The sequence below is a fragment of the Streptomyces sp. NBC_00234 genome (assembly GCF_036195325.1).
In the GTDB taxonomy this organism is placed as follows: domain Bacteria; phylum Actinomycetota; class Actinomycetes; order Streptomycetales; family Streptomycetaceae; genus Streptomyces.
Genome location: NZ_CP108101.1, coordinates 1,912,442 through 1,931,644 on the forward strand (window position 1 = coordinate 1,912,442; position 19,203 = coordinate 1,931,644).

The window sequence follows — 19,203 nt, forward strand, 5'->3', positions numbered from 1 at the left end:
GTCAACGCTTCTGACAAAAGAAGTGGCTGAAAAATCAAGCCCGTTCGGTGGCCGGGGACCTCCGCGTGATCCGGACGAGGGGATTTAGGGCATACGCCCGATGTCCCCGACCCCCCTTAGTGGCCAGCATCGCAGCGGTGAAGAACGTACTGCGCGACCGCACTGCGGCGCTCTGCCTGGCCGGGGTCCTGGTGTCCGGATTCGGGACCTCCGCGATGTGGCTCACCGCCGGTATCTGGGTCAAGTCCCTGACGGGCTCGGACAGTCTGGCGGCCCTGACGGTGTGCGCGATGTGGGCACCGGTGCTCGCCGGGCCCGCCCTCGGCGCGCTCGCCGACCGGATGCCCGGGAAGCCGTTGCTGATCCGGGTGAATCTGGCCCTGGCGGGGGTGCTGGCCCTTCTGCTGCTGGTCGACGCGGCCTACCGGGTCCCCCTGCTCTTCGCCGTGCTCGTCCTCTACGGGATCGGCGGCGTGCTGCTCGACGCGGCCGAGTCCTCGCTGGTCGCCCGCACCGTCGACGCCCGGCTGCTCGGCGACTTCAACGGGCTGCGCATGACGGCGAACGAGGGCATGAAGCTCCTCGCACCGCTGGCGGGCGCGGGACTGTTCGCGCGCTTCGGCGGCGAGGTGGTGGTGGCGCTGGACGCGGTGACGTTCGTCCTGGCCGCACTGGTCCTCACGCGGTTGCGGGTACGGGAGTCGGCCCCGGCGGCGACGACGTGGCGGCGGGGCGACCTGGCGGCCGGGGCACGCGTACTGCGGGGTTCGCCCGTCCTGCGGCCCCTGGTGCTCGCCGCGGCCGTGACGATGCTGCTCGCCGGACTCAACGGGGCGGCGATCTACGCGGTGGTGGACGACGGGCTGGGCCACTCCCCCGCGTACACGGGGGTGCTGTACGCGGCGCAGGGCGCCGGTTCGGTGGCCGTGGGGCTGCTGGCGGGGCCGCTCCTGCGACGGCTGCCCGAGCGGGTGTTCGCGGCGGGCGGGATCGCGCTGTTCGCCGCGGGGGCGGGCGCGCGGGCGCTGCCGTACGACGCGGTGGCCCTGGCGGCGAGCGCGGCCATCGGGGCGGGGCTGCCCTGTGTCCTCGTCGCCGCGACGACGGCGGTGCAGCGGGAGACGCCCGCCGGGGTCCTGGGGCGTACGGCGGCCACCGCCGGCGCGCTGATGACGGCGCCGAACGCGGTGGCGCTGGCGTTCGGCGCGGGTCTGGTCGCGGTGGCCGACGTACGGGTGGCGCTGGCCCTGGTCGCGGTGGGCGGGCTGCTGACCGCTGCCCGGCTGGTCACGGGCCGGCGGGGAAGGCTGACGGGCACCCCCACCGGCCCGGTCCCGTCATCGCCCGATGCGTGAGAGCGCGTCGGCGACGGCTTCGAGGTCCGGGCCCGAGGCCAGCCCGGCGTGGTAGAGCCGCAGTTCGTTGGCACCGAGGGAGGCCGCGTGCGCGGCGTCCCGGGCGAGCGTGCCGGGGCTGCCGCCCATTCCGGAGACGACCCCGAAGTTGGCGGCCAGCACACCGCCACCGCCCGCGAACGGTCCGAGTACCGCCTCGCGCGCCCCGTCACCACCGGTGCAGGGCAGCACCACCCCGTCCGCGACGGAGAGGATGTGCCCCGCGTCGACACCCACGTTGGCACCCGTGCGGTACGCGGCGGGGTCGGCGTGCAGGAGCACCTGGAACCCGGCCCCGGCCGCCTCCCGCACGGCGGCGACCGCGGACTCCTGGAGCGTACGGGCGACCCGGCCGCGCCACCGGAAGGTGGCATCGGCGAGGTCGGCACCCAGGAGCTCGCCGACTCCGGACCAGCCCGCCCCGGCGGTGGCCGAGCCGCTCCAGACCGGTTCCAGGGCGCGGCGCACCGAGGCGCTCAGCTCGTCTGCGTCCAGGCCCTGTTCGCCGTACCCGGCCCGGCAGTCCGGGCAGAAGCAGAGCGACATCAGGTACTGCGCCGCCTCCCCGAGCCCGACGCCCGCCGTCTTGTCATGGGCGTGCAGATGGGCGAAGCCGTACCAGCCGCAGGACTCCAGCTCGGTACCGAGGGTCCCTTCGCGTACGGCGGCCTCTGCGGCCAGGTCCACCAGATAGGCGCGGACGTCCGGCTGCGCGATACAGGGCGCCCACGGGTAGCGGTCGCCGTAGGCGTTGACCACCGAGGTGCCGGGGTGTTCGGCGCCCAGCCGGGAGTTGTGGGCGAGGACGACCCAGCTGTGCACCTCGATCCCGGCCTCGGTGAGCGCCCGCGCCGCCTCCGCGTACGGGTCGGTGCCCGGCACCCAGGACTGCTCGCGGGGCCTCAGCGCACGGCCCGCCCAGCGTGCCGCGTCCGGCGGGTAGAGCACCGCGGCGTACTCGGCGGTGACGATCCGGCTGCCCGGGTGACGCGGGGTCAGTGCCCGGGTCGAGTGGTAGGCCGAGGCGAGGGTCACCTGCTGGACGCCGAGGCCGGCGACGCGCGCCGCCGCGTCCGGGTCACCGACGACGTCCCACGGGTAGAGGAAGGCGGAGGTCTTCACCCGCGCGCCCCCGCCCCGGGCCCCTCGGCCTCGCGCTCCGCCAGCAGGGCGCGTCCGCTCTCGATGATCCCGGTGAGTTCCTTGATGTGGGCGGCGGGCGGCTCGGTGAGCGGGGTGCGCACCTCGCCGACGTCCAGTCCGCCGAGCCGGACGGCCGCCTTCACGAGCGCGACGGCGTAGCCGTGGCCCTTGGCTCGCAGTTCGACCAGCGGCCGGTAGAAGTGGTCGAGCAGCGCGTTGACCAGCTCGTCGTCGCCGGAGTCCAGGGCCCGGTAGAAGGCGAGGGCGATGTCCGGGGCGAAGGCGAAGACGGCCGAGGAGTAGAGCGTGACGCCGATGCCCCGGTAGGCGAGGCCGGTGAGTTCGGCGGTGGGCAGCCCGTTGAAGTACAGGAAGTCCTGGCCGGGCAGCCCGGTGCGTACGGCGCTGACGATGCGCTGCATCAGGTCGAGGTCGCCGAAGCCGTCCTTGAGCCCGATGATCCCGGGCGTCCGGGCGAGGGCGACGACGGTCTCCGGAGTGAAGACGGCGTTGTCGCGCTGGTAGACGATCGTCTCCAGGGCGCTGGCGGAGGCGAGCGCCGTGTAGTGGCGCAGCAGCCCCTCCTGGCCGGCGACGACGAGGTAGGGGGGCATGGCGAGGAGCCCGTCCGCGCCCGCCTCCTCGGCGAGCTTCGCGTACTGGATCGCGAGCGCGGTGCCGTAACCGGCGCCCGCGAGGACGGGCACCCGCCCGGCCGTCTCCTCGACCGCCGCGCCGACGAGGAGACGGAACTCCTCCGGGGTCAGCGCGTGGAACTCGCCCGTGCCGCAGCACGCGAAGACCGCGGCGGCACCGGCGTCGATGCCGGCGCGCACATGCGCGCGGAAGACATCGAGGTCGATGGCACCGTCCGGCCCGTACGCGGTGACGGGGAAGAAGAGCGGCCCGGCGACATGGGTGAGCCGGGCGGCAAGGGGGGCTGAGGTCACTGGCGCTCCCTGAGCAGGTTCAGGCGTGCACAATTCTGATCGTCGTCCATATTTATGAACGGCGCCACGTTAAGGCAGCCTCCCGACGCAGGTCAAGACAGGAGTGCCGAGCAGGGGGTGGACTCACCGACTCCACGAAAGACTTGACGCGATCCGCCGCGACTTCTTAGCTTGTCCATGCATGTGAATGTCATCCATGGATTTGACGCGTCGCGCGTGTCTGTCACGTCCGCGACCGCACCGAGGAGATCCCCGAATGCCCGCTCCCCGTACCGTCCTGCTCACCGGCGCCGCCGGCGGCCTCGGCACCCTGATGCGCGCCCTGCTGCCCGCGTACGGGTACGAGCTCCGGCTCCTGGACATCGCGCCGGTCGAGGGCGAACCGGACGCGATCGTCGCCGACCTCGGCGACAAGGACGCGCTGCGCGAGGCCGTGCGGGGCGTCGACGCGATCATCCACCTCGCGGGCATCTCCCTGGAAGCCTCTTTCGACAAGATTCTGCGCGCGAACATCGAGGGGACGTACAACCTCTACGAGGCCGCGCGCGAGGAGGGCGTGCGGCGCATGGTGTTCGCCTCGTCCAACCACGCCATCGGCTACACCCCGCGTCCGCTCCCCGGAGACCCGCTGATCCCGGTCGGCGTCACCCGCCGCCCCGACACCTTCTACGGACTCTCCAAGTCCTTCGGCGAGGATCTCGCCCAGCTCTACTGGGACCGGCACGGCATGGAGACCGTGTCCGTGCGCATCGGCTCGTGCTTCCCGGAGCCGACGTCCGTGAGGATGCTGTCGGTCTGGATGAGCCCCGCCGACGCCGCCCGGCTCTTCCACGCCGCCCTCACCGCCGAGGACGTCGGGCACACCGTCGTCTACGGCTCCTCGGACAACACCCGCCTGTGGTGGGACCTGAGCTCGGCCCGGTCCCTGGGGTACGAGCCGCAGGACGATTCCGAGCCGTACGCGGACAAACTCGTCGCCGAACAGGGCGAACTGGACCCCGACAACCCCGAGCACGCCCACCTCGGCGGCCACTTCGTCACCGACCCGCCCATCTGGCCCCGCTGAGCGGACTCCGGGCGGGCAGAAATCCGGTGACGCCCGCCGTACGCGCGTGCATCATTCGGACCATGCCGAAACCCTCCGGATTCCTGTACGAGCAGCACGCCGACACGAGCGTCACCCTCACCCACCACGGCCGCCCCGCGGGCACGCTGCGCGGGGCCCGGGCCGAGAAGTTCCTGGCAGAGGTGGCCTCGGGCGACTCCCAACTGGTCATGGCCCGCTGGACGGGGGCGTACAAGCACGGCAACGAGCGCGCCGCGCGCAACCACCCGCGCAACCAGCGGGGCGGTCGCTGAACCCGTACGGAGCACGCGCCGCGAAGGTAAGGGAACGGCAAAGCGGGGTCGTTCGTTACCCCGTGCATGACCGCAATGACCCCCGGCTCGAACATCCCTCTCTCCGCCGCCCGCGTGGCGGTGGACGTCGCCGCTCCCGTGCGGCTCGACGTCTCGGGCCTGCTGCTCACCGCCGATGGCAAGGTGCGCTCCGACGACGACTTCATCTTCTACAACCAGCCCTCGGGCTCCGGCGTGACCTACCGGTCCGGCGGCGGCTCGGCGCCCGACGCGATCGTGGTGGACACCACGGCGGTCCCGCCCGGCATCGAGAAGATCGTCGTCACCGCGAGCCCGGACGCGGCAGGCCAGACCTTCCAGGGCATCGAGCCCACCGCCACCGTGCGCAACGCGGACGACGGCACCGCGCTCGCCACGTTCACCCCGCCCCGGCTGGGCGCCGAGACAGCGCTCGTGGTCATCGAGATCTATCTGCGCAACGGCGCCTGGAAGGCCCGCGCCGTCGGCCAGGGCTACGCGAACGGGCTGGCCGGCATCGCCACGGACTTCGGCGTCTCGGTGGAGGAGCCCGCCGCTCCGGCCCCGCAGGCCGCTCCCGTCGCCCCGCCGGTCCCGCAGGCCGCCCCCGTCGACCCCCGCATCGCGCCCCCGGCCCCGGTGGCTCCGCCCGCCCCGCCGGCCGCCGCACCCGCGCCCGCCGGCTCCGGCAAGATCAACCTCGACAAGGGGCGCGTCAGCCTCCAGAAGAACCAGACGGTGTCCCTGGTCAAGGGCGGCAGGCCGCTGCTCTCCCAGGTCAAGATGGGCCTCGGCTGGGAGCCCGCGTTCCGGGGCAAGGACATCGATCTCGACGCCTCCGTCATCGCCTACGGCCCCAACCGGAATCACCTGGACAGCTGCTACTTCGGCAAGCTCTCCATCCTGAACGGCGCGATCAAGCACTCCGGCGACAACCTCACGGGCGAGGGCGCCGGGGACGACGAGGTGATCGTCGTGGACCTGGGCCGCATCCCGGCCGAGGCGACCGGCCTGGTCTTCACGGTCAACTCGTTCACCGGCCAGAAGTTCACCGAGGTCGCCAAGGCTTACTGCCGGCTGATCGACGCGGCCACCGGCGAGGAGCTGGTCCGCTTCGACCTGACCGGCGCGGAGCCGCAGACCGGCGTGATGATGGCCAAGCTGATCAAGCAGTTCTCCGGCGAGTGGGAGATGACGGGCATGGGCGAGTTCGTGAAGTCCCGCACCGTCCGGGGCATGGTGAAGCCCGCCGCCAAGTCCCTGTAACTCGGCGGCGGGCCCTCCCGCCCCGGAAACGGCTTCCGGGGCACCTGATGACTCTCAGGTGCCCCGGGTCCGGAGATTCTCCGGGCGGACGCTGTGTGAGCTCGTCCTCCTTCTCAGAGCTTGGTCAGCTTGGAGTACGGGCTCAGGATCCTCCCCTGTCGCCCAGAGAAGTCGATGAGGACTGCATCGTTGTCGCCCTCGACAGCGAGGATTCTGCCGAGCCCGAACTGGTCGTGCGACACCCTGTCGCCCACATCGAAACATTCGACCGGTGGGGCCGCCTGGGCCGGGCGGTTGAAGGGACTGGAAGGCAGGTGACGCCGGGATCCGGCTGACTGTTTCATTACCTTGAGTATGCGCCTCCGGAGCGCCCGACGCCATGCCCGACCACTCCTGGGGGCGCAGTAGTGCCGGATTCGTAATCAGCCGTTCCGGTGCCGACCGGCCCTCTCGCCCGCTGCCACCAGGGGCGCCATGCGGAATGCCGCCCGGGAACGCCCCCCGAAGGTGTGGCGGTTCTCGCTTCCCGACGGGGCGTGGCCGGCCCGGCGACAGCCCTCCCCCGAGGGCCTGTCACCTACCGTGCCCGCACACTGCCGTTCGGTGACGATCAGTCCGACGTGACGCTGCCCGCGGTGCGCGGCCGGTTCGGCTGACGCTTCCAGGGGCCGGTGATGGCGAGCAGGATTCCGGGCGTCTGGATGTTGGCGAAGAGCGTCTTCCCGTCCGGCGAGAAGGTGACACCGGCGAACTCGCTGTACGAGGGGTCCTCGTCCGTCCCGACATTGAGGTCGTTGCGCGCGATCGGGTAGGTCCGGCCGCTGTCCGTCGCACCGAAGAGGTGCGAGATGCCCTCGCCGTCCTCGGCGATGACGAGACCGCCGTACGGCGAGACGGTGATGTTGTCCGGGCTGTCGAAGGCGCCGTCCACCGAGGGGTCGGGGTTGACACCGAGGAGCACCTTGAGGGTCAGCGTGCGGCGCTTCGGGTCGTAGAACCAGACCTGTCCGTCGTGCTGAACGGGGCTCTCGTCACGGGCGTACGAGGAGACGAGGTACGTGCCGCCGTCGCCCCACCACATGCCTTCGAGCTTGCGGGCCCGGGTGACGTCCAGCTGGCCGAACTGCTTGCGCACCGGGACGGTCGCCGCGTCGCGGTCGGGAACGTCGACCCAGTCCACGCCGTACACCGTGCCGATCTGCGTGGCCCGGGACAGGTCGTCGACGAACACGCCGTTCCGGTCGAAGCACTTGGTGGCCTGGAGGACACCCGCGTCGTCGGCGAGCGTGCGCAGCTTGCCGCGGCCGTGCTTGAAGCCCTGCGGCGGGACCCAGCGGTAGAACAGTCCGTTGGGGCCGGCGGCGTCCTCGGTGAGGTAGGCGTGACCGCTCTTGGGGTCGATCACGACCGCTTCGTGGTCGTACCGGCCGAACGCCTTGACGGGCCGGGGGTCACGGTTGGCACGCCGGTCGGAGGGGTCGACCTCGAAGACGTATCCGTGGTCCTTGGTCATGCCGTTCTGGCCGGCCCGGTCCGAGTTCTCCTCGCAGGTCAGCCAGGTGCCCCAGGGGGTGGAGCCGCCGGCGCAGTTGGTGGAGGTGCCGGCGATGCCGACCCACTCGGCGGTGCGGCCGTCCTTGCGGGTCTCGACGACCGTGCAGCCGCCCGACGCGGCGGGGTCGTAGACCAGGCCCTCGACGAGCGGGACCGGGTACTGCCACTTCGAGCGGGGGCCCTTGAGCTCGTGGTTGTTGACGAGCAGCGTCACGCCGCGCGGGCCCTCGAAGGCGGCCGTGCCGTCGTGGTTGGAGGGCGTGGACTCGCCGGACTCCAGCGTGGTGACTCCACTGCGGGTGAGGATGCGGTACGAGAATCCGGCGGGCAGCGCCAGAATGCCGTCGGGGTCGGGGAGCAGCGGACCGTATCCGGGCGTCCGGTCGTGCCCGCGGCCGTGGTTCTCGGCGCCCTGCGCGGTGTCCTCGGCTGCGAGGGCGCCGGGCGCGGTGGCCAGCGTGCCCACGGCGCCGGTGAGGGCGATACCCGCACCGGTGAGGGCGGACTGTCGGGTGAATTCCCTGCGAGTGATGGACATCGCGGACTCCTGGTGAGGCGACGGGCCGGTTGGTGTGCGCCCACGCTCCCTCCCCCGCACCAACAGAAGTTGAACGGAGCCCGACTTCGAGCGGCATCCTTCCTGTGAAGCTGTGGCCCTGGGTGCCCGTGACCTGCTGGTCCGCGCTCCCGGGGCCCCGAACCCCGCCGGTGCCGGGATGCCGCCCGGAGAGTCCTCCGCCGTCAGCCGCTCTTCCGCGAACGCGCCTTGAACGCCGCCTTCCGCGCTTCCTTCGCAGCCTTCTTGTCGCTGTGCAGCCGCCCCATCGCCTCCAGGACCTCGGCCGTCCCGGGGTGGTCCACCCGCCACACCTCGTCGAAGAAGCCGCTGTGCTGACCCGCCAGCCCCTCGACCAGACCCTGGAGTTCGTCCAGGTCGCCGTCGGCGTCCAGCTGGGCGGCGATCGTGTCGACGGCCAGCCAGAAGATCATCGACTCCGAGGGAGCGGGGACGTCCGCCGCACCGCGCTCCGCGAGCCAGACCCGCGCCAGACCGCCCAGTTCGGGGTCGTCGAGCACCGCGCGCACGGCGGGCTCCGCCTCGGCGCCTGCCAGGGCGAGTGCCTGCTGGCAGTGGAGGCGGCGCAGCGGCGCGCCCGCGTCGGAGCCGCGCGAGGCGCTCAGCAGCTCGCGCGCGGCCGTCACCGCGCCGGTGCTCCCGTGGTGGCCGAGCCACAGCTGGATCTCGGCGCGGGCGAGGTCCTCGGGGTAGTAGGCGATGCCCGCGAGGAGCTCCTCGGCCCCCTTCTCGGCGAGGTCGCCGACCGCGGGGGCGTCCACTCCGGCATCCAGCATCCGGGCGCGGATGCCGTACAGGCCGAGCGGGGTGAGCTTGACGAGGCCGTACCGAGTGACGTCGTCCTCGTCGGCCGACGGCGTGCCGTCCTCGTCGGCCTCGATCAGCAAGGACTCGTCCAGCGGCCGGTACTCGACGATCCCGATGGGTTCGAGCACCCGGAACTGGTCGTCGAGGCGCATCATCGCCTCGGACACCTGCTCCAGTACGTCGTCGGTGGGCTCACCCATGTCGTCGGGGACGATCACCGAAGCGGCGAGGGCGGGCAGCGGCAGCGGGTCCTCTCCGGGACCGGCCTCCGACACGGTGAGCAGATAGAGGTTGCCGAGCACTCCGTCGAGGAACTCGGCCTCCGCCTCCGGGTCCCAGTCCAGGGCGTCGAAGTCGATGGAACCGTCCTCGTTGACGAGATCGGCGAAGTCGTCGAAGGCCGGCGCGGTGGCGTCGGCGTACACGGCCTCCAGACCGTCGAGCCAGATCGCCAGCACGTCCTGCGGGGAGCCGCCGGTCAGCAGGGCCAGGTTCTCGCCGACGGTGACGGTCCCTTCCGACTCTCCGCCGTCCGGGCCCCCTTCGCCGTCCTCGGAGTCCGCGGGATCCTCGACGTCCAGGAGCCCGGTGTCGACCGCGAGGCGCCATGCCTCACTGGCGTACGCGGCACCGTCCTCGTCGGCGTCCAGGCCCAGGTGCTCGGCCGCCGCCGGCAGCTGCGCCTCGACCAGCTCACCACCGGCACCGACCCGCGTTCCGGGTCCGGCCCAGCGGGCGAGCCTGACGGCACGGGCGAGCAGAGGAGCGGCGAGCGCGTCCCGTGCCAGCTCGGCCTCGGAGTGCAGCCGCACCGGCGGCAGGGAGGGGCGCTCTGCGGACATCAGGTGGTTCTCCTAGGAACGTACTGGGGCGTACCCGGCGGGTACGGGGCTCGGGCCGCCCAAGCCTAGACGCAATTCACCCCATGCCACCCGGGACAAGGCTCAACGCGGGCGTGTAGCGCTTCACCGCGCCGCCGGTCACACCGGGGTAGTTCCGCACCCTCGTCCACTGCGGGGTCGGGGAACCGATACCGTCACCGGGCCCGGCGAGTGCGTCGATGTGCGCCTGCGCGCTTTCCCATTCCGCGTAGTTGAGCACACGGGTGCCGTCCGTCCCGAGGTGGAAGTGGCCGGCGATACCGCCGGGGGCGGGGGCCGGGTCGGCGCCCAGCGCCTCGAACACCGTGTCCACCCAGTCCCGTTGGCGGGCCGGGTCGGGCCCGTCGAACTCGACGTCCACGGTCACGACGCATCCCGGCTCGCGTGCCTCGCCCGCCCGCGGCGCCGTGGAGCGGTAGCGCTCGAACGTGTGGAGCGCGAGCCGCTCGATGCCGGGCACGGCGGCGTCGATGTCCGCGTTCCGCTCGTCCCGGGCGCCCGCGACGAAGGCGTGGTAGCTCTCCTCCTCCGACCACTGCGAGTAGTGCAGCAGGGTCTTCCCGTCCTCCCCGGTGTGGACGGTGTACGAGAGCAGACCGGGGTGGGGCCAGTCGCGGCTGCCCCACGCCTCGCGGATGGCGTCGACCGTCCGGCGCTGCCGTTCGGGGGTGCCGACGTCCCAGGTGCTCGCTTTGACGATCCCGGCGTCGGAACGGGTGAGGTCGGGCCGGGAGACGAACTGCGCGGTCATGGCGGTGGTCCCTTCTCGGGGCGCCCCTGCGGCGCCCCCGCGTTCACCACCCTCGTAGGTCAACCGCGCTTGAGGTCAAGAGGCGGCGCCGGTCCGCACCCGGGCAGGCGAGGGGCGCTTCGCCACACGTCCGTCGCCCGAGGAGCGTCCCCGGATCCGGCGGACCGCCCACGGCCCCAGGAAGGTCGCCGCCCAGCCCACCTCCGCGGCTGCCCTGCGCACGGCGGAGCGGGCGGGCCGGGGCGGCAGTGGCGCGGCCCAGCCGCTGTGTCCGGGCACTCCGAGCACGTCGGCCATGCCGGAGGCGATGCGGGCATGGCCCAGCGGGCTGGCGTGCAGACGGTCCTGGCTCCAGAGGCGGGGGTCCACCGTGGCGGCCTGCGGGAAGGTGTCGAGGACGAGGGCGCCGCGCCGGGCCGCTGCCTCCCTGATCCGGGCGTTGAGGTCGAGGACCCGGGGAACCGCCCGCCGGGCCAGCGGGGAGATGCGGCCGATGTCGGGGAAGGTGACGGTGACCACGGTGGCGCCGGCCGCGGTCAGCGCGGCGAACATCTCCTCCAGGTCGGCGGCGACCCGTGCGGCGTCGAAGCCGGGACGTACGAGATCGTTCATCCCCGCCATGACCGTGACGAGATCGGGCCGCAGCGCGAGCGCGGGCTCCAGCTGTTCCGCCTTCACCCCGGCCGCGAGCCTGCCCCGTACCGCGAGGTTGGCGTAGAGGAGTTCCGGGCTCTCGGCGGCCAGGATCTCCGCGAGGCGGTCGGCGAAACCGCGATACCCGAGGAGGTCGTCGCCGTCACCGAGCCCTTCGGTCTGGCTGTCGCCGACGGCCACGTACCGGGTGAAGGTCTGTCTGTCCGTCATGCCGTGCCCCTCCTGGGGTCAGTTGGTGTCCTGCACGCGCCAGGCGGTCATGTTGAGTTCGTCCATCAGCCGGATGTCGTGCCCCACCAGGGGGAAGACACGGGAACCCGCGTCCGGGGCGGCGGCGATCTCCAGCGCGTCGCCCTCGATGAGGTCGCCGCCCTCCTGCGTGGACACCCAGGCGAGGACCGAGCGCACGGTGCCGCCCGGCTTCAGCGTGATCGCCCGGGCGCCGGGGTCGGAGCCGAAGTACGAACCGCCCGGGTTGACCTTCACCGGGAGCCGCTCGCCTTCCTCACCCAGGGCCTGGACCGATGGATAGCCGTTGACGGGGTAGGGCTTGTCACCGCAGTTGGTGAGGGTCAGGACGACGGCCCGGTGGAACATGGCCGTCTCCACCTCCCCCATGTCCACGCGCGCACCGGAGGCGGGGCAGTCGCCCTGGGCGGTGGGAGTGGGGTCCGGGCCCTGGGCGGGGACGTCGGCCGTGGGCCGCGGGGCGAGCGGCTCGATGCTCACGGGCGGGGCCGTCGTGCTCGCCGGACTCGATTCCGGTCCGGGTTCGCCCTCGCCCGCCGGGACGAGGAATCCGGCACATCCGGAGAGCGCGAGCGCTCCTGCCGTGAACAGGACCGCCGGGACCGGTCCCCGTATCCGCCTGCCTGACCGTGCCGCCATCCGCCCGCCCCCACGTCGGTCCGCCGTTCGCACGTTCGATCATGCCAGACGCCGTACCGCCCGGTGAAGGTTCAGCATCTCTACACCCTCACCCCAAGAAGAACTAAGTGGACCTTCATGGTTCGAGGGCCGAGACTGCGGATATGACAGCCGACACCCCTGCCGCCGCACCCTTCGGCCGCGCCCTCTGCGCCATGATCACGCCGTTCACGGCCACCGGTGAGCTGGACCTGGACACCGCACGGCAGCACGCCGCCCGGCTGGTCGCCGACGGCTGCGACGGGCTCGTCCTGAGTGGCACGACGGGTGAGTCGCCGACCACCACCGACACCGAGAAGACCACGCTGCTGAGGGCGGTACGGGAAGCGGTCGGTGACGCGGTCCCGCTCCTGGCCGGTGTCGGCAGCCCGGACACCCGCCGTACGGTCGAGCTGGCGCGGGAGGCCGAAGAGGCGGGCGCCGACGGCCTGCTGGTGGTGACGCCGTACTACAGCCGGCCGCCGCAGGCCGCCGTGGAGGCGTACTTCACCCGCGTCGCCGACGCCGTGGGCATCCCCGTGATGCTGTACGACATCCCGGGCCGCACGGGCACCAGGATCGAGCCGGAGACCCTGCTGCGGCTCGCGGAGCACCCGCGCATCGTGGCCGTCAAGGACTGCAGCTACGACCTGCTCGGCGCCACGAAGGTGATGTCGAGGACCTCGCTCGCCTACTACTCGGGAAGCGAGGAACTGAATCTGCCGCTGTACGCCCTGGGCGGTGCGGGCTATGTGAGCACGGTCGCCAATGTGGCACCGCGTCAGATGCGGTCCGTGCTGGACGCGTTCGACGCCGGGGACACCGCGGGGGCTGCCCGGCTCAACGAACTCACCATCGAACTGGTCGAGTTGATGATGGCGTCCGGACTCCCGGGCACCGTGACGGCCAAGGCCCTGCTGGCAGCGGGCCCGGTGCGCGAACCCCTCCAGCCCGCCGGGGAGGAAGCGGCGGACGCCCTGCGAAGGGCGCACGCCAGGCTGCTCGGGGCGCCGTAACACCCGACGGGACCGGCTCCGGTCCCGTCGGGCGTGACGAATGACCCCAGGGCCTCTCGTTTGGATCATGCCGGCCTGATCCAAACGAAAGACGCTAGTTGTGGTGGTGCAGGATCTCGTTGAGGCCGCCCCACACCGCGTTGTTCGGGCGGGCCTCGACGGTGCCGGTCACCGAGTTGCGGCGGAAGAGGATGTTCGAGGCGCCGGAGAGCTCGCGGGCCTTGACGACCTGGCCGTCGGGCATCGTGACGCGCGTGCCGGCCGTGACGTACAGCCCGGCCTCGACGACGCACTCGTCGCCCAGCGCGATACCGACGCCCGCCTCCGCGCCGACCAGGCAGCGCTCGCCGATCGTGATGCGGACGTTGCCGCCACCGGAGAGCGTGCCCATCGTGGACGCGCCGCCGCCGATGTCGGAACCGTCGCCGACGACGACGCCCGCGGAGATGCGGCCCTCGACCATCGAGGTGCCGAGCGTGCCCGCGTTGAAGTTGACGAAGCCCTCGTGCATGACGGTCGTGCCGGAGGCGAGGTGCGCACCGAGCCGGACACGGTCGGCGTCGGCGATCCGCACACCCTTGGGCGCGACGTAGTCCGTCATCCGCGGGAACTTGTCCACCGAGGTGACCTGGAGGTGCAGGCCGTCGGCGCGGGCGTTCAGCCGGACCTTCTCCAGCTCGTCGACGGCGACCGGACCGAGCGAGGTCCAGGCGACGTTGGCGAGGAGGCCGAAGACGCCGTCGAGGTTCTGACCGTGCGGCTGGACGAGGCGGTGGGAGAGCAGGTGCAGACGCAGGTACGCGTCGTGCGCGTCGAGCGGCTTGTCGTCCAGCGAGGAGATGACCGTGGCGACGGCCACGACCTCCACACCACGGCGGGCGTCCACGCCCATGGCCCTGGCCGCGGCCTCGCCGAGCCGGTTCACGGCCTCGTCCGGCGTGAGGCGCTGCGTACCGGCCGGGCCGGGCTCGGCCACGAGCTCGGGGGCGGGGAACCAGGTGTCGAGGACGGTGCCGTCACCGGCGATGGTGGCGAGGCCGGCGGCGACGGCGCCGGTGGTGCGGGGGGAACCCTGGGAAGTCGTGTCGGTCATGACCAAAACCTAACCGGCCGGGGGCCGCGCGGGCGAACCGGTCTCAACGACCGGGCCGGCCGCACGGCCGTCCCCCGCCGCCCGCGGCGGTCTGCCGGGTTCGCGCAGCCGCCTCGCCGCCAGCACGGCCGCCCCCGCGCCGCCCGCGAGCACCGCGCAGACCGGCCAGAGGAGTGCGGGCGCGGTCGCGTACAGCGCGCCGCCCAGCGGCGGCGCCAGCACCTGACCGCTGATCGAGACACCCGCGTACAGGCTCTGGAAGGTCCCCTGGGCGTGGGCGGGCGCCTGGTCGGCGACGTACGCGGTGGCCGTGGTCTTGTAGAGGATCTCCCCCGCGGTCAGCGAGACCATCATCGTGACGGCGAACAGCGCGCCGGCGCCGGGGATCAGCGCGGCGTAGCCGACTCCCACGAGCAGCAGGCCGGTTCCCACGATGGTCAGCGGCGCCCGCTTGCGCAGCGCGTGGGCGGCCGGCAGTTCGAGGCAGAGGATCACGCCGCCGTTGACGGCGAGCAGCCAGCCGTAGAACTGGGTGCTCCGGCCGTGGTCCGCGAGGAAGACGGGGAGGGTGGAGAACATCTGGCGGTAGACGAGGTCGACGCAGACGATCGCGGCGAGCAGCACCAGGACGGCGGGCCTGGCCAGCAGCGCGTGCCGGAGCCCGGGGGCGGCGGGATCGTGCGCGGGCCGGTCGTGGGCGGCCCCGCGGGCCGGCAGGACCGCGGCCGTGTACGCGGCGAAGAGGAGCGTGCCGAGGCCGTCGGCGAGGAAGAGCCAGTCGTAGGAGAAGCGGGCGGCGACCAGGGCTCCGAGCGGCGGCCCGACGGTGAAACCGCCGTTCGAGGCGAAGCGGGTGAGGGCGAAGCCCTGCCGGCGGCTCCCCTCGGGGACGGACACCGCGACGAGCGCGGCGTTCGCGGCGCGTACGACTCCGGAGGCGTACTGGGCGAGCGGCAGGACCGCGTACAGGGCGGCGACCGGCAGGACGGGCAGGGTGACCAGCGCGGTGCCGCCGACGCAGGCCCCGAGGAGGAGCATCCGGCGGTGACCGTATCGGTCGCCGAACCAGCCGCCGGTGAAGTTCCCCGCGACGAGGCCGATTCCGCCGATGCCGCTGATCACGCCGGCCTGGGTGACGGACAGTCCGCGGGGGCCGGTCAGATACACGAACAGGTAGACGAACGTGAAGCTGACGACCGTGTTGAGGAACGCGCCGAACGCCAGGAGCCGCACGGTCCTCGGCACATCCCGCAGCATCCGCATCCCGGCCCGCCCTCCCCACGGGACTCCTAGTGAGTTCCCCTTGGGAACGGACTATGGCAGCATGCTTTTGGCAGGTCAACCGAGTACACATACAGATGACCGCGGGAAGTGAAGCAGGAAGCAGGACGGAAGAAGGCACGCCATGCCCCAGCGAACCAGCCTGGCCGACGCCGACTGCGCGATCGCCCAGGCCCTCGACGTCGTCGGCGACTGGTGGACCCTGCTGATCGTGCGCGACACCGCGCGCGGGGTGCACCGCTTCGACGCGCTCCAGCACGAACTCGGCGTGTCCCGCAAGGTGCTCACCGAGCGGCTGAGGCTGCTCGTCGACGCGGACGTGCTGTTCCGCGAGCCCTACCAGGAACGGCCGGTGCGGTACGAGTACCGGCTCACCCCGCGCGGGCGCGCACTACTGCCTGTTCTCATCGCGCTCCAGGACTGGGGCGACGCCTGGGTGTCGGGAGAGGGAGAGACGATGGCGACAGCGAGCGAGACGTCCAAGGAGGCCGCCCGGGTGCACGCCCTGGTGGGGACGCGTCTGCCGGAACTGCGGCTCCTCGGCCACGACGGCGCCTCGCACGATCCGGTCGCCGCCACCCCGTACACCGTCCTGTACTTCTTCCCGGGCGCCTACGCCCGTGCGGACGCCTACCCGCCCGGCTGGGGCGAGATCCCGGGCGCGCGCGGCTGCACCCTCGAATCGTGCACGTACCGGGACCAGTTGGCCGAGTTCACCGCGGCCGGCGCGACCGTGCACGGGGTCTCCACCCAACGCCCGGACGAACAGCGGGCGTTCGCGGAGCTGGAGGGGCTGCGGTTCCCGCTGCTCTCCGACGCCGGGCTGGCCCTCACGGCGGCGCTGCGCCTGCCGACGTTCCGGGCGGCGGGGGTCAGCCGGCTCAAGCGGCTGACCCTGGTCGTGGACCGGGACCGGACGGTCCGCGAGGCGCTGTACCCGATCGCGGACATCGAGGCGAGCGTGCGTACGGCGCTGGCCGTGGTCCGCGACGGCGCGGGCCGTACGGCGACGGAGGACCTCCCGGCCGGACCGTGAACCGGCGAACGTCAGGAGCCCGGGCGGCGGGACGCTACGGTGTCCCGACCGGTACATCGGACGACTGTACGAACGACAACACGACGGAGAAGCAGTGTCGCAGGACGCAGGGTGGGGCGGCGGCGCACACGGGGGCGCACATCTCGGGGGCTCGCCGTACGGCGGCGGACCGTACGGCGGACCTCCCGGCCCGCCGGGATGGGGCGGCTGGATGCCGCCGCCCAAGCCCGGAGTGATACCTCTCGCTCCCCTGCGGCTCGGGGACCTGCTGGGGGGCGCCTTCAGCACGATGGGCCGGTACTGGAAGCAGCTGTTCGGCATGGGCCTCGCGCTGTACGGCGGAGCCGTGCTCGTGATGGCCGCGGCGCTGGCCGTCGCCTACTCCGCCGTCAGCGACCATCTGGACCGCCTCGTGGCGCTCTCGTCGGGCGAGGAGCCCTCCTCCTCCGACTACGTACCGCTCCTGACCGCCTTCGGCATCGTCGCGCTGCTCGGCATCGTCGTCATGATCCTCGCGTCCGCCCTGATGTACGGATCCGTCCCGGCGATCCTCCAGGACGCGGTGCTGGGCCGGCGGGTCACCTTCGCCACCGTGTTCCGGCGCGCGTGGGTGCGCGTGCCCGCTCTCATCGGCACCGTCTTCCTCACGGCTCTGATCGCGACCGTGCCGATCGGCCTCGCCATAGTCGCCTTCATCGCCATGATGACCGCCTTCATCACCCTCGACGGCGGTTCCGGCGCCCTCACCATCATGTCGCTCGGCGCGCTGTGCGCCCTGCTCACGACACCGCCGGCGCTCTGGCTCTGGGTGAAGTTCTCCCTCGCCCCGGCGGCCGTGGTCTTCGAGGGGCAGGGCCCTGTCGGGGCGCTGCGCCGCTCGTCGCAGCTGGTGCGCGGCGACTGGTGGCGGGTTTTCGGGATCACCCTGCTGGCGAGCCTCATGACCGCCGTCGCCGCCTACATCATCCAGATGCCGTTCTCCGTCCTCGGCATGTTCCCGGGCATGATCAGCACCGCGGACCTGGACTCCGACCCGAGCGCCACCGCCGTGATCATCGCGATGAGCGGCTATCTGGTGGCGACGCTGCTCGGGCAGATGGTCGCCCAGATCGTCTCGGCGACGTTCCCGCAGCTGGTGAACGGTCTGCTCTACGTCGACCGGCGCATCCGGACGGAGAATCTGGGCCCGGTCCTGGCCGAGGCCGCCGCCGTACCCCAGCAGGGCGGCGCTCCGCAGTACGGCACCACGCCGTACGGCGGCTGACGCCACCCGGCCCGCTCAGTCCACGAGGGACCGCTTCGGGCTGAGGACGCAGAACTCGTTCCCCTCGGGATCCGCCAGCACCACCCAGTTCACGTCCCCCTGCCCGACATCCACCCGCCGTGCGCCGAGCCCGATGATGCGCTCGACCTCGGTGGTCTGGTCGTCGGGTGCGAGGTCGATGTGCAGCCGGTTCTTGACGGTCTTCGGCTCCTCCACCGGGACGAAGCACATACCGGGCATCGCGAACTCGTCGGCGCCGATGACGATCTCGTCCTTGTCCTCGAAGAGGATCCGCCAGTCCAGCACCGCGCACCAGAAGGAGGCGAGGGCGGGCAGATCGTGGGTGTCGACGACGTGGTGGTACAAGCGAACGGCCATGCCCATCAGTCTGTCGGCGGACATGGCCGTTCGCCATTCCGTACCGGGATCGGGGCCGGATCCCTTCACCCTCCCCCGGGCAGTCCGCGGGCCGGGACCAGCCGTCGGGCGGGCCGTGGGTCCTCGGGCGGAGACGGCGCGTCCCCGGCGGACCGCAGCGTGGCCAGATACCGATCCCTGGAGACCGGGGCGAATCCGATGTCCCGGATCTGCGGGCTGTCCCACTGCGCGTCGAGCAGGTGTACGCCGACGGCACCGGCCCGGTCCGCGAGATCGGCGAGCGCCACTTTCGAGGCGTCGGAGCGCCGGTGGAACATCGAGTCCAGGCTGAACACCGTCCCGGTCTGCATGCCGTAGGCCCCACCGATGAGGGTGTCGCCCTCCCAGACCTCCACGCTGTGCGCCGACCGCCCTGCGTTGAGCAGGGTCAGACTCTGCATCAGTTCCTCGGTCAGCCACTGCGGGCTGCGCCCGCGCCGGCACTCGTCGAGCACCTGGGGGAACGCCCGGTCGACCGTCGTGGTCCAGCCGAGACGGTTGCGGAGCCGGCGCGTCAGACCGTGCCCGATGTGGACGTCCCCGGGGGACGCGACGGGCCGCGGGTCGGGTGACCACCAGGCGACCTCGTAGGGGTTGCGCTTCCCGTCCCCGAGGATCGCGATCGCCCCTGACGCGACGTCCGCCTCGAACAGCGCCTCGTTCATCTGGCACGCGAAGGCGTCCTGCGCGGGGAAGGGGTACAGCCCCGCACGGTACGCCTCCAGCACCGTGTCCGGACTCAGGTCTCCGCAGAACGCGACAGGTCCGCCCGCGGGCGCGTGCGCGAGGTCGAGCGACGCCCAGGAGCCGCACCCGTTCACCATGCCCGTGGTCCT

General features: G+C 72.2%; 19 protein-coding genes. 7 read left to right on the forward strand and 12 right to left on the reverse strand.

Annotated elements, in window-relative coordinates; translation table 11 throughout:
* Positions 1–119: 119 nt before the first annotated feature.
* Entirely contained in the window at positions 120–1,355 is a 1,236-nt protein-coding gene (locus OG230_RS08315; RefSeq protein ID WP_328909490.1) for an MFS transporter, read from the forward strand.
* Here the strand turns inward: OG230_RS08315 and OG230_RS08320 are convergent.
* Both OG230_RS08320 and OG230_RS08325 read right to left on the reverse strand, forming a co-directional pair.
* Positions 1,338–2,516, reverse strand: coding sequence for a hypothetical protein (locus tag OG230_RS08320; RefSeq protein ID WP_328909491.1), 1,179 nt, complete (start codon positions 2,514–2,516; stop codon positions 1,338–1,340). The two genes, OG230_RS08315 and OG230_RS08320, sit on opposite strands and share 18 nt — an antisense overlap.
* Positions 2,513–3,487: a 5-dehydro-4-deoxyglucarate dehydratase gene (locus OG230_RS08325; RefSeq protein WP_328909492.1), complete on the reverse strand. Its 975-nt coding sequence runs from the start codon at positions 3,485–3,487 to the stop codon at positions 2,513–2,515. The genes OG230_RS08320 and OG230_RS08325 overlap by 4 nt, the downstream gene beginning before the upstream one ends.
* A 256-nt stretch (positions 3,488–3,743) precedes the next feature.
* Here OG230_RS08325 and OG230_RS08330 point away from each other — a divergent pair, with 256 nt between their 5' ends.
* From OG230_RS08330 to OG230_RS08340, 3 genes are all read left to right on the forward strand, one after another.
* Positions 3,744–4,553: an NAD-dependent epimerase/dehydratase family protein gene (locus OG230_RS08330; RefSeq protein WP_328909493.1), complete on the forward strand. Its 810-nt coding sequence runs from the start codon at positions 3,744–3,746 to the stop codon at positions 4,551–4,553.
* A gap of 62 nt (positions 4,554–4,615) precedes the next feature.
* The gene (locus tag OG230_RS08335) at positions 4,616–4,846 is read left to right on the forward strand and encodes a hypothetical protein (protein WP_328909494.1); all 231 of its coding nucleotides are present in this window, start codon (positions 4,616–4,618) and stop codon (positions 4,844–4,846) included.
* 66 nt (positions 4,847–4,912) lie between these two features.
* Positions 4,913–6,130: a TerD family protein gene (locus OG230_RS08340; RefSeq protein WP_328909495.1), complete on the forward strand. Its 1,218-nt coding sequence runs from the start codon at positions 4,913–4,915 to the stop codon at positions 6,128–6,130.
* 113 nt (positions 6,131–6,243) lie between these two features.
* Here the strand turns inward: OG230_RS08340 and OG230_RS08345 are convergent, their stop codons facing one another.
* The 6 genes from OG230_RS08345 to OG230_RS08370 form a co-directional block, all read right to left on the reverse strand.
* Positions 6,244–6,474, reverse strand: coding sequence for a hypothetical protein (locus OG230_RS08345; protein ID WP_073720249.1), 231 nt, complete (start codon positions 6,472–6,474; stop codon positions 6,244–6,246).
* A gap of 266 nt (positions 6,475–6,740) precedes the next feature.
* A complete protein-coding gene (locus tag OG230_RS08350; protein ID WP_328909496.1) occupies positions 6,741–8,222 on the reverse strand; it encodes an alkaline phosphatase PhoX in 1,482 nt (493 codons plus the stop codon).
* 203 nt (positions 8,223–8,425) lie between these two features.
* The gene (locus OG230_RS08355; protein WP_328909497.1) at positions 8,426–9,910 is read right to left on the reverse strand and encodes a hypothetical protein; all 1,485 of its coding nucleotides are present in this window, start codon (positions 9,908–9,910) and stop codon (positions 8,426–8,428) included.
* 76 nt (positions 9,911–9,986) lie between these two features.
* Positions 9,987–10,700, reverse strand: a complete 714-nt coding sequence (locus tag OG230_RS08360) for an antibiotic biosynthesis monooxygenase (RefSeq protein WP_328909498.1) — start codon at positions 10,698–10,700, stop codon at positions 9,987–9,989.
* A 75-nt stretch (positions 10,701–10,775) separates the two neighbouring features.
* On the reverse strand, positions 10,776–11,564 hold the full coding sequence (locus OG230_RS08365) for an SGNH/GDSL hydrolase family protein (RefSeq protein WP_328909499.1): 789 nt from the start codon (positions 11,562–11,564) through the stop codon (positions 10,776–10,778).
* Between the two features lie 18 nt (positions 11,565–11,582).
* On the reverse strand, positions 11,583–12,242 hold the full coding sequence (locus OG230_RS08370) for a DUF4232 domain-containing protein (RefSeq protein WP_328909500.1): 660 nt from the start codon (positions 12,240–12,242) through the stop codon (positions 11,583–11,585).
* Positions 12,243–12,385: 143 nt separating this feature from the next.
* Between OG230_RS08370 and dapA the strand changes: the two genes are divergently transcribed.
* Positions 12,386–13,276 (forward strand): 4-hydroxy-tetrahydrodipicolinate synthase, encoded by an 891-nt coding sequence (dapA, locus tag OG230_RS08375; protein WP_328909501.1) that lies wholly within the window; start codon positions 12,386–12,388, stop codon positions 13,274–13,276.
* Positions 13,277–13,370: 94 nt separating this feature from the next.
* Here dapA and dapD read toward each other — a convergent pair whose 3' ends face one another.
* Complete coding sequence (gene dapD / locus OG230_RS08380) at positions 13,371–14,369, reverse strand: 2,3,4,5-tetrahydropyridine-2,6-dicarboxylate N-succinyltransferase (protein ID WP_328909502.1); 999 nt, start codon at positions 14,367–14,369, stop codon at positions 13,371–13,373.
* A 9-nt stretch (positions 14,370–14,378) separates the two neighbouring features.
* A complete protein-coding gene (locus OG230_RS08385; RefSeq protein WP_328909503.1) occupies positions 14,379–15,632 on the reverse strand; it encodes an MFS transporter in 1,254 nt (417 codons plus the stop codon).
* A gap of 142 nt (positions 15,633–15,774) precedes the next feature.
* Here OG230_RS08385 and OG230_RS08390 point away from each other — a divergent pair, with 142 nt between their 5' ends.
* Both OG230_RS08390 and OG230_RS08395 read left to right on the forward strand, forming a co-directional pair.
* Positions 15,775–16,686 carry a winged helix-turn-helix transcriptional regulator gene (locus OG230_RS08390; RefSeq protein WP_328909504.1) on the forward strand — a complete coding sequence of 304 codons (912 nt, stop codon included), beginning with the start codon at positions 15,775–15,777 and terminating at the stop codon, positions 16,684–16,686.
* A 94-nt stretch (positions 16,687–16,780) separates the two neighbouring features.
* Positions 16,781–17,950: a DUF7847 domain-containing protein gene (locus OG230_RS08395; protein WP_328909505.1), complete on the forward strand. Its 1,170-nt coding sequence runs from the start codon at positions 16,781–16,783 to the stop codon at positions 17,948–17,950.
* Positions 17,951–17,965: 15 nt separating this feature from the next.
* On the opposite strand, the gene OG230_RS08400 is transcribed toward OG230_RS08395, so the two are convergent.
* Both OG230_RS08400 and OG230_RS08405 read right to left on the reverse strand, forming a co-directional pair.
* The gene (locus OG230_RS08400) at positions 17,966–18,328 is read right to left on the reverse strand and encodes a VOC family protein (protein ID WP_328909506.1); all 363 of its coding nucleotides are present in this window, start codon (positions 18,326–18,328) and stop codon (positions 17,966–17,968) included.
* Positions 18,329–18,393: 65 nt separating this feature from the next.
* Positions 18,394–19,191: a leucyl/phenylalanyl-tRNA--protein transferase gene (locus OG230_RS08405; RefSeq protein WP_328909507.1), complete on the reverse strand. Its 798-nt coding sequence runs from the start codon at positions 19,189–19,191 to the stop codon at positions 18,394–18,396.
* Between the last annotated feature and the right edge of the window lie 12 nt (positions 19,192–19,203).

Excerpts from the sequence above, each read along its gene's own strand:
- OG230_RS08330 (WP_328909493.1), top strand. The coding sequence starts at position 3,744 with ATGCCCGCTCCCCGTACCGTCCTGCTCACCGGCGCCGCCGGCGGCCTC.
- OG230_RS08335 (WP_328909494.1), top strand. The coding sequence starts at position 4,616 with ATGCCGAAACCCTCCGGATTCCTGTACGAGCAGCACGCCGACACGAGC.
- OG230_RS08340 (WP_328909495.1), top strand. The coding sequence starts at position 4,913 with ATGACCGCAATGACCCCCGGCTCGAACATCCCTCTCTCCGCCGCCCGC.
- OG230_RS08345 (WP_073720249.1), bottom strand. The coding sequence starts at position 6,474 with ATGAAACAGTCAGCCGGATCCCGGCGTCACCTGCCTTCCAGTCCCTTC.
- OG230_RS08350 (WP_328909496.1), bottom strand. The coding sequence starts at position 8,222 with ATGTCCATCACTCGCAGGGAATTCACCCGACAGTCCGCCCTCACCGGT.
- OG230_RS08355 (WP_328909497.1), bottom strand. The coding sequence starts at position 9,910 with ATGTCCGCAGAGCGCCCCTCCCTGCCGCCGGTGCGGCTGCACTCCGAG.
- OG230_RS08360 (WP_328909498.1), bottom strand. The coding sequence starts at position 10,700 with ATGACCGCGCAGTTCGTCTCCCGGCCCGACCTCACCCGTTCCGACGCC.
- OG230_RS08365 (WP_328909499.1), bottom strand. The coding sequence starts at position 11,564 with ATGACGGACAGACAGACCTTCACCCGGTACGTGGCCGTCGGCGACAGC.
- OG230_RS08370 (WP_328909500.1), bottom strand. The coding sequence starts at position 12,242 with ATGGCGGCACGGTCAGGCAGGCGGATACGGGGACCGGTCCCGGCGGTC.
- dapA (WP_328909501.1), top strand. The coding sequence starts at position 12,386 with ATGACAGCCGACACCCCTGCCGCCGCACCCTTCGGCCGCGCCCTCTGC.
- dapD (WP_328909502.1), bottom strand. The coding sequence starts at position 14,369 with ATGACCGACACGACTTCCCAGGGTTCCCCCCGCACCACCGGCGCCGTC.
- OG230_RS08385 (WP_328909503.1), bottom strand. The coding sequence starts at position 15,632 with ATGCGGATGCTGCGGGATGTGCCGAGGACCGTGCGGCTCCTGGCGTTC.
- OG230_RS08390 (WP_328909504.1), top strand. The coding sequence starts at position 15,775 with ATGCCCCAGCGAACCAGCCTGGCCGACGCCGACTGCGCGATCGCCCAG.
- OG230_RS08400 (WP_328909506.1), bottom strand. The coding sequence starts at position 18,328 with ATGGCCGTTCGCTTGTACCACCACGTCGTCGACACCCACGATCTGCCC.
- OG230_RS08405 (WP_328909507.1), bottom strand. The coding sequence starts at position 19,191 with ATGGTGAACGGGTGCGGCTCCTGGGCGTCGCTCGACCTCGCGCACGCG.